This window comes from Isoptericola sp. NPDC060257 (assembly GCF_042726645.1).
Classification (GTDB): Bacteria; Actinomycetota; Actinomycetes; order Actinomycetales; family Cellulomonadaceae; genus Isoptericola; species Isoptericola nanjingensis.
Genome location: NZ_JBHXAW010000496.1, coordinates 1 through 1,392, shown reverse-complemented (window position 1 = coordinate 1,392; position 1,392 = coordinate 1). Strand labels below are relative to the sequence as shown.

The following is a 1,392-nucleotide window of genomic DNA, read 5'->3' as shown; positions in this document are numbered from 1 at the left end:
GCCTTGACGGCCTTCTTCGGGTCCTCGAGCAGCCAGACGACGCCCTTGCCGCCCGCGTTCGACTTGCTCATCTTCGCCGTCGGCTCCTGGAGGTCCTGGATCTTCGCCACGGCCTTGACGATGTGCGCCTCGGGGACGACGGCGGTGCCCTCGCCGAAGCGCGCGTTCAGCCGCTCGGCCAGGTCGCGGGTGAGCTCGAGGTGCTGGCGCTGGTCCTCGCCGACCGGCACGAGCGCCGTGTCGTACAGGAGGATGTCCGCGGCCATGAGCACGGGGTAGGTGAACAGGCCCACCGTGGTGCCCTCGGAGCCCTGCTTGGCGGACTTGTCCTTGAACTGGGTCATGCGCCCGGCCTCGCCGAAACCGGTCTGGCAGGACAGGAGCCACGCCAGCTCCGCGTGCTCGGCCACGTGCGACTGCACGAACAGGATCGACCGCTCGGGGTCGATGCCGCCGGCCAGGTACTGGGCGGCGGTGCGGCGGGTGCGCTCGCGCAGCGCCGCCGGGTCCGGGTTCACCGTCAGGGCGTGGAGGTCGACGACGCAGTACAGCGCCTCGTGGCCGTCCTGGAGCGCCACCCACTGGGCGAGGGCGCCCAGGTAGTTCCCGAGGTGCAGCGACCCGTCGGTCGGCTGCATGCCGGAGAAGATGCGGGGCAGTCCCGGCGCGGACGCTCCGCGCTGGAGGGACGGTGAGGTGGCGACGTCGGACATGGCGTCCATTGTGGCAGGTCGGCGGGACCGCTCGGAAACCCGTCCGCACCCGGCCCGACGCGCTGCCCCGGGGGCCGCGCGACCGGTCAGGTGGCCTCGTCGTCGAACGGGGCCGGCACCGCGGCGCGCCGCTCGTCGGAGGCGCTGGTGGCGGCGGCGGTCGCGGTGCCGCCCGCCGCCGCGGCGGCGCGGGGCGCGGGGGCCGGATCGTCGTCGTCGTCCATGAGCGCGTCGCGCACGATGCGGCGGGGGTCGTACTGGCGCGGGTCGAGCTTGGACCAGTCGACGTCCTTGAACTCCGGCCCCAGCTCGGTGTCCACGCGCGCCTTGGTGTCCTGCAGCAGGCGCTTGCCGCGCTTCACGAGCGACGCCAGCTGGGCGGCATACCCGGGGAGGCGCTCGGGCCCGATGAGCAGGACGGCGAGCACCACGATGATGAGGAGCTCACCGCCGTTGATGTCGAACACGCGGACAGCCTATTCGCTCTCGCGCTCCTGCAGCACCACCCGGACGTCGCGCTCCTCGCCGTCGGTGCGCACGCGCAGCGTCACCGCGTCCCCGGGCTGGCGGGCGCGGATCGCCACGATGAGGGCGTCGCTCACGGTCACGGGCCGGCCGTCGATCTCCAGGATGACGTCGCCGGGGCGGATGCCGGCCCGGTCGGCAGGGCCGTCAGGGG

Annotated in this window: 3 protein-coding genes; all 3 read right to left on the bottom strand. The window is 73.6% G+C overall.

Translation table 11 applies throughout. From position 1 onward, the window contains the following. Positions 1–713: tryptophan--tRNA ligase (gene trpS, locus ACFWEK_RS21635; protein ID WP_430555379.1), on the bottom strand; the 713-nt coding region annotated here is incomplete at its 3' end. A gap of 86 nt (positions 714–799) precedes the next feature. Then, the gene (locus ACFWEK_RS21630) at positions 800–1,180 is read right to left on the bottom strand and encodes a Sec-independent protein translocase TatB (RefSeq protein ID WP_430555378.1); all 381 of its coding nucleotides are present in this window, start codon (positions 1,178–1,180) and stop codon (positions 800–802) included. A gap of 9 nt (positions 1,181–1,189) precedes the next feature. Continuing rightward, positions 1,190–1,392 (bottom strand): PDZ domain-containing protein (locus ACFWEK_RS21625; protein WP_430555377.1); only part of this gene is annotated, 203 nt, incomplete at its 5' end.